The sequence below is a fragment of the Bradyrhizobium macuxiense genome (genome assembly GCF_001542415.1).
GTDB classification, from domain to species: Bacteria; Pseudomonadota; Alphaproteobacteria; order Rhizobiales; family Xanthobacteraceae; genus Bradyrhizobium; species Bradyrhizobium macuxiense.
The window spans coordinates 20,156-27,089 of the sequence record NZ_LNCU01000100.1; the positions used below are offsets into that span (position 1 = coordinate 20,156).

Sequence of the window (6,934 nt, forward strand, 5' to 3'; positions counted from 1 at the left end):
AGCTGCCATCCGCGCCGACGCTCTGTTGGGGGGCGATTCATGAGCTTGGCCTGACAGTCCTCCAACGACGGAGACGCTCCTGTGAGATCGTCGACAATGTGTAGCCTTGATGACAAAAAATATAGTTCTATAATCAACAAAATGGACATCAGACATTTGCGTTATTTTTTGGCAGTGGCAGAAGCTCTCAACTTTGCGAGGGCGGCTCGCGACTTGAACATGAGCCAGCCGCCACTTTCAAAGCGAATTGCCGATTTGGAAGGAGAGCTAGGCGTAAGATTATTTGACCGTACAAGCAAGAAGGTCGGTTTGACGGCAGCTGGTGAGGCGTTTCTGCCGCAAGCGCGTGCTGCTGTCAGAGCATTTGAGGCTGCTCTGCGTGGGGCGCGGTTGCTATCGCCGAATCACTCACGTCGCCTTCGGATCGCGCTTCCCCCCGAAACTTCGCGAGGAGTGCTGTTAGGCGTCGTAAGGCGCCTTCGGCGCGAGCAGGTGGAAGTCCAACTCGTCGAGGCGACTACAGCGGAGCAGCGGAGTTTGTTAGCTGCTGGCGAGATAGATGTTGGCGTTCTTCGCCACCCCTTTGAGAAACGAGGTCTTCGGGTGTCGGCGCCGCTTGCGCAATTGCTGGGCGTGGTGATCGCGGCTGAGCACCCGCTCGCCAAACTTGATAAACTGCGCCTTCCCGAGTTGAGACCGTATGCGCTGGTGCAATTTCAGCGTCATTTCGCCCCGGGCCTTTACGATGAACTCCTGGATTTTTGCCGAGCCGGAGGGTATGTCCCTCCGCGCATTCTGCATTGCGCGAGTATGACGAAGGCGTTTCTCAGTGCCGATTCTGCAGTGGTGCTCGCGACAGAGCGGCTTCTGAAGCGGCGCGGTGAAGCCGGATCAAAGCAATTTGTTTGGAGGCCCTTGGAAGGCTCTCCAATTCATTGGTGGACGTCGGTCGTCTGCAGGTCAAATGAGTCCGTTGGGATCACGCGTCTAGCGGTTAATGTTATATTTGCTGCGTTGCAGCAATACGAAGACTGGATTCCTATGCCGCGTCCGACTAGAGCGGGACCGTGTGAACGGGAGTTCACAATGCATAAGCCCCAGCAACCCTCGGAGGTCTTAAATACTCACTGAACAGGGCCTGCGACGAACAGGAGAATGATGACGCCGGCTTCATGTGCATGTCATCGGTGAAAAAGTCCGAGCCGTTAATCGACAATTGGTTCTGACGTCTCTACGGTTATAGGTCGCTAGCTTTCGAGAGCGTTCCTTGGAAGTTGCGAATTCGCTCGAGATTCCTTCGACTCAGCAGTTCGAGATTCGGTGGACGCACGGGAGCAAATGCGATCAAAGAAACGGGAGGCGCGGAGTACGGCGATCTCTGGTCGGCACTCCGACCTTCGACTGCGCTCAAACTCTTGCTAACGGACGACGAACTTACTCCGTTGGCCGCGACTGCGGCTCGTGATCAGCGATCCAAGCGATCCTGATCACGGTTCCAGACGATGGTGATCTTGCGCAGGCGAACACGATTGAGTGTTTATGTGTGCTGGAAATGGTCTGCCTGGTCAGGACGGTCGGGGTTTGGAGATCGTTCCAGCGCGCGAGCGCAGGATGATCTCGATCAGGGAGCGTTGGTGGCGGGCCGTGCCGACGTGGGAGCCGATCCAGTCCGGCAAGCTCTTGGCTGAAGCTGGTCTCGGCGTAGGTTGTTCGAGGCCTCGAGAGGGGCGACGAAGATCTGCGCCACGCGCCCATCGATCACCTCAAGCGTGTGGCCGGAGTAGTTAACGAGCAGTTTCTCGTCAGCGACATGAACATGGCGCAAGGTCGGCTTGAGGCGGTTGGTCCATTCCTTAGCGTTCGCAGAACAACGATACTTCAACTGTCGGATTTGGAATCGCAATACTCTTCCCACAAATCATCTTCAGCGCAACTCGCAAAGAACGAGCGCCCAATCCCGACTGCGAACGCTTGTCGCTGGGGAGACCGGACGGTGGCGGAAACAGACGGTTTCAAGCCGAACATCGACCTTGATCTCCGCGGCAACGGGCAGGTCACGCCCGGCGCGCTAGGTTGTCGATTGGTCTTGGGCCACGTGTTTGGTCCCGGCATTTGCTGGAGCGGATCGATCTAGCTTAGAAGTCCAGCAGTTGCAGATTTATTCGTAAGGCGTGAGGCTCTTCAGGGTCTTCAGCCGCCGAGCGTAGTTGTCGGCGTTGATGAAGTTGGCAAGGTGAGCTTCGAGCGGATCGTGTCGATCGTAATGGTAGCGCTGGACGGTCGCTTCCTTGATCGTTCGGTTCATGCGTTTGACCTGGCCATTGGTCTAGGAATGCTTGGTCTTGGTCAGCAGATGTTCGGTGCCATTCTCTTGGAAGCGCATATCGAACATATGCGTCACGTATCTTGTCGTCGGGCCATCCGAGTAGCGCGGCAGGAAGCTGAACTGAATCCCATTGTCGGTGAGGACCGTGTGGATCTTGTAGGAGCAGCCGCGATGGGAGCTTCGAGGAAAGCCGCAGCTGAGGTCCTACCCTTCCTGACCAGTCGCACGAAGGCGAGCTTGCTGGTGCGATCGATAGCAACATAGAGGTAAAGCTCGCTTTCGTGAAGCTCGGCAATGTCGATGTGGAATAGCCGATTGGATAAGACTTGAGCTTATTCTTCGAAGGCTTGCTGCCTTCGACCTCTGTCACTGGGCGGTGAATACTCCCCAAATATGGGCATCGAAAATTCCCTAGTTGGCATCTCAGCCTGAAGGGGCCACGGCGCGGAGGCCCCCAAATACCGTAGCGCCATGGCCCCTTCAGGCTAGCCGCGCCCGATCCTGTCACCCGAATTGATTCGGGGGGCGGCGCGGATGATCCAGCTTGGAGATCTCATCATGATTTTGGACCTTTACCGTCAGGGCTTGTCGATTAGCGCGATTGCCCGGCGCAGGGGGCGCGACCCGAAAACGAGCCGCAAATCCATCGCGCGTGGTCTCGAGCCGCCCGCCTATGGCCCTCGGCAGGCTGGCCGGCCGAGCAAGCTCGCACCCTATCTCGACTATCTGCGTGAGCGCATCGCCGCATTCCCGGACTTGAGTGCCGTCCGGTTTACGCGCGAGCTTTACAGCGGCGCCTACACGGCCGTGAAACGCTTCGCGGCTGCGATCCGTCCCGACAACGCACCTAAACCCTTTGAGGTGCGGTTTGAGACACCTGCCGGGAAGCAGGCACAAGTGGACTTTGCTCGCTTCGTGACCATCTTCACCGACGAGCCCGGCGTGACACGGATCATTTGGCTGTTCTCGATGGTGCTCGGCCATTCGCGCTTCATCTTCGCGCGCTTCGTCATGCATCAGGACCTGCAGACGCTGCTGCGCTGCCACATGCAGGCTTTTGCGGTCATCGCGGGCGTCCCAATGAGATCCTTTACGACCGCATGAAGGCAGCCGTGACGGGCGAGGACGGCGATGGTCACATCGTCTATAACCGGTCGCTCCTGGCGCTCGCACAACATTACGGCTTCCATCCGAGGGCCTGCCGGCCCTACCGCGCCAAGACCAAGGGCAAGGTCGAGCGTCCGTTCAGCTACATCCGGCAGGACTTCTTCCTCGCGCGCAGCTTCCGCAATCTCGACGATCTCAACAGCCAGCTCGATGACTGGCTCATGACCGTCGCCAACGTGCGCGTGCACGGCACCACGCAGAAAGTCGTCGTTGAGGCGTTTGCCGCCGAGAGGCCCGAGCTGCAGACGTTGCCGGCAGGGCCTTTCGACGCGTTAGCTCGAGCGGCGTGTCAGCCACGACGGGCTCGTGTCGATCGGCGGCAACTATTAGCATTTTCGAGGTGCAGCAATTGCCCGATGTAATCCGCATTCTCGATCAAGGCCAAATCGTCGCCGTCCATCCCGTTCTGGAAGGCCGCCGGCGAACCCGCGTCGCACCCGAACATCGCCAAGGGGGTAACCGGTCCAGGCCGCGACCTGGCGCGTCCGAAGCCCTCGTCGGCCGGGCCGGCGATCACGTCCCACGACGGTCGCTGGAGTTTTACCAAGCCGTCGGCAAGCGGCTCGCCCAATCGGGAGGCCGGCCATGAGCATCCACACGCAGTCGGCAGCGATCGACAGTGTCAAGAAAAGCCTGGTCGCATTCAAGATGCCACGTGCGCTGGAAATACTGGACACTACGCTCCGGCGAGTCGAACAGGGTGAGGTCACCTGGATTGAGGCGCTCGATCAGCTGCTTATCGAGGAGCTGACGCTGCGCGACAATCGCCGTGTCAGCATCGCGCTGAGAAGCTCTCGCCTGACCACCGTCAAAACGCTCGCCGGCTTCGACTTCGCATTCCAGCCCTCGCTCGATCGCAATCGCATCCTAGCGCTTGCCGAATTGAAGTTCATCGACCGCGCTGAGCTGGTCCATCTGCTTGGGGCCGCCCGTCACCGGCAAGAGCCATCTCGCGACGGCGCTCGCGGTCGAGGCCGTGAAGGCTGGAAAGAGCGTCGCGTTCGCCACGCTCGCCGACATCGTCACCACCCTCGCAAAAGCCGAACGCGAAGGCACTTTGCGCGAGCGCCTGCGGTTCCTCGCCCGCGCCTCCCTCCTTGTCGTCGACGAGATCGGTTACCTCCCGGTCGTGCCCGGTGGCGGCAATCTGTTCTTCCAGTTGGTCAACGCCCGCTACGAAAAGGCGCGATGATCCTCACTTCGAACCGCGGCTTTGCCGAATGGGGCGAGATCTTTGGTGATGCCGTCGTCGCCACAGCATTGCTTGATCGCCTGCTTCACCACGCCGTTGTTATCCAAATCGAGGGATCGAGCTATCGGCTCCGCCACCACGCCGCCCTCGTACCGGAAAACGTCCGCTCGCGCCCGCTCACAAATCCGCCGCAGCCAAGCGCCGCGGCCGCCCGCCTGGAAGGACCAATGACGATCCCGATGGCGGCTGATGCCCGAACCACAATCGCCGTCACCTAGGGAAATTTGGAAGCCCATTCTCGCGGAAAGTTCGCTGCCCGTTGACAGACCTCTGGCAATCGGCTGATGCCGTGGCGCTGAAGGCAGCGATGCAGGGATGATCGCGTCAGGTGCGGGATGGTCGGCTGGAGCGCGTAGAGGCAATCGTCGAGCGGCAATAGCATATGCCGCAGCGACGATGATCGCTCCTCATCAATGGAAAGCTCGGTCGATTTAGCGTCCTTGGGACCTGTCGGTAGATCGGGACAGTCTCGCGTCCTTTTCACTTCGCAACCGTCTTCGGGTTCATGCCGTAGCTCTTGGCAAGCCCTCTCAGGCTCTCTTGACTATTTTGTATTGCTCGTCGGACCGCGCCTCCGTCGTGGTGGCGCAGCCGTGTAGAACTTGTCCCATAGCGCATCCTTCGAATTGTGCGATAAGAAGCACCATTAAAGCTTGGAACTAAATAATCGCCTGTGAACAAGGCTCTAAGCGATTGAGCTGGAGTCTGTTTTTTCGATTGAGATCCGTTTGAGATTGCAGGGATTGGAAGGTTGAGGGCTGCAAACCCTGCAAATTCGTTCGTGACTTCCCCTTTGCCGTGAGCCGTGATTCTGTGGTGCATCGGAGAGGACGATGCGACCAAAGAAGCACAAGACGACGGGATCAAATGATCTGTTCCGGGCGCGGCTGGACCAGATCATCAACATGAAGCACGAGCTGGTTCTGCTCGCCGGCAAGATCGACTGGGACTGGATCGACGGCGAGATCGCTCCGCTCTACAGCGAGAACGGCCGGCCCGGGATCGAGACCCGTTTCATGATCGGGCTTTTGCTGCTCAAGCAAATTTACGGGCTGTCCGATGAGGGGGTGTGCGAGCGCTGGGTCCACGATCCGTATTTCCAGTTCTTCACCGGCGAAGAGTTCTTCCAGCACGCTTTCCCGCACGAGCGCTCGGACCTGAGCCATTGGCGCAAGCGGCTCGGCGACAAGCTGGAGCTTTTGCTGGCTGAGAGCCTGCGGGTGGCGCATGAGGCCGGCGCGTTGCGCAGCCAGGACCTCAAGCGGGTTACGGTCGACACCACGGTGCAACCGAAGGCCATCACCTTTCCGACCGATGCCAAGCTCTTGCATGCGGCCATCAGGGGGCTCAACCGCCTGGCGAGACAGCACGGCGTCAGGCTGCGGCAATCCTATTCTCGCGTGGCCAAGGCAGCCGCGATGATGGCGGGTCGCTACGCTCATGCCAAACAGTTCGGGCGGCATCAGCGGCAGTTGCGTATCCTGCGCAGCAGGCTGGGCCGGATCATCCGCGACATCCGCCGCAAGATCGAGGGCCAGCCAGCACAGGAGGAGACGTTCGCGCTTCCGCTTGGCCGAGCCAGCCAGATCCGCTCGCAGCAGCAGCGCCAGCGTGGCTGGAAGCTCTATTCCTTCCACGCCCCGGAGGTGGAGTGCATCGGCAAGGGCAAGGCCGCCGCGCCCTATGAGTTCGGCGTGAAGGCCTCCATCGTCACCAACAACCGCCGGGCTCCCGGCGGCCTGTTCGTGCTGCACGCCAAGGCACTGCCCGACAACCCCTACGACGGTCACACCTTGCGGGACGTCATCGACCGCACCGAGACCCTCACCGGCTGTTCGATCGAGCGGGCCTATGTCGACAAAGGATATCGTGGCCACGACGCACAAAATCCACGGCGCGTCTTCATCTCCGGCCAGAAGCGCGGTGTCTTCGGCGCCATCAAGCGCGAACTGCGCCGCCGCTCCGCCATCGAGCCCATCATCGGACACATGAAGGCCGAAGGTCACCTCGGCCGCTGCTACCTCAAAGGCCGTGCCGGCGACGCTGCCAACGTCATCCTCTCAGCCGTCGGTCACAACTTCCGCCGCATCCTCGCCTGGCTCAAACAACTCTTGGGCCTGTTCCTGGGATTGCTATGGCCAACTCTCGCCTGCCCGGCCCAGCTCAATTCGGTTTCTTAACGAACGACT

At 59.8% G+C, this 6,934-nt stretch carries 2 protein-coding genes and 4 pseudogenes; 4 read left to right on the forward strand and 2 right to left on the reverse strand.

Going from position 1 to position 6,934, the window contains the following annotated elements; genetic code table 11:
* Positions 1-141 precede the first annotated feature (141 nt).
* Positions 142-1,131, forward strand: coding sequence for a LysR family transcriptional regulator (locus tag AS156_RS46140; protein ID WP_430641821.1), 990 nt, complete (start codon positions 142-144; stop codon positions 1,129-1,131).
* A 963-nt stretch (positions 1,132-2,094) separates the two neighbouring features.
* Here AS156_RS46140 and AS156_RS41355 read toward each other — a convergent pair.
* Positions 2,095-2,693 (reverse strand): annotated as a pseudogene (locus tag AS156_RS41355) (transposase family protein); the annotation flags it as partial.
* 167 nt (positions 2,694-2,860) lie between these two features.
* Between AS156_RS41355 and istA the strand changes: the two are divergent.
* Positions 2,861-4,082: pseudogene (istA, locus tag AS156_RS30260) on the forward strand (IS21 family transposase).
* Positions 4,079-4,935, forward strand: a pseudogene (istB, locus tag AS156_RS46240) (IS21-like element helper ATPase IstB). Before istA ends, istB begins: the two co-directional pseudogenes overlap by 4 nt.
* Before the next feature lie 75 nt (positions 4,936-5,010).
* On the opposite strand, the pseudogene AS156_RS41360 reads toward istB, so the two are convergent.
* A pseudogene (locus AS156_RS41360) lies at positions 5,011-5,356 on the reverse strand (IS481 family transposase); the annotation flags it as partial.
* A gap of 222 nt (positions 5,357-5,578) precedes the next feature.
* Here AS156_RS41360 and AS156_RS30270 point away from each other — a divergent pair.
* A complete protein-coding gene (locus AS156_RS30270; protein WP_066507399.1) occupies positions 5,579-6,925 on the forward strand; it encodes an IS5 family transposase in 1,347 nt (448 codons plus the stop codon).
* Positions 6,926-6,934: the final 9 nt, after the last annotated feature.

Coding starts and splice junctions, on each gene's coding strand:
- AS156_RS30270 (WP_066507399.1), top strand. CDS start 5,579: ATGCGACCAAAGAAGCACAAGACGACGGGATCAAATGATCTGTTCCGG.
- AS156_RS46140 (WP_430641821.1), top strand. CDS start 142: ATGGACATCAGACATTTGCGTTATTTTTTGGCAGTGGCAGAAGCTCTC.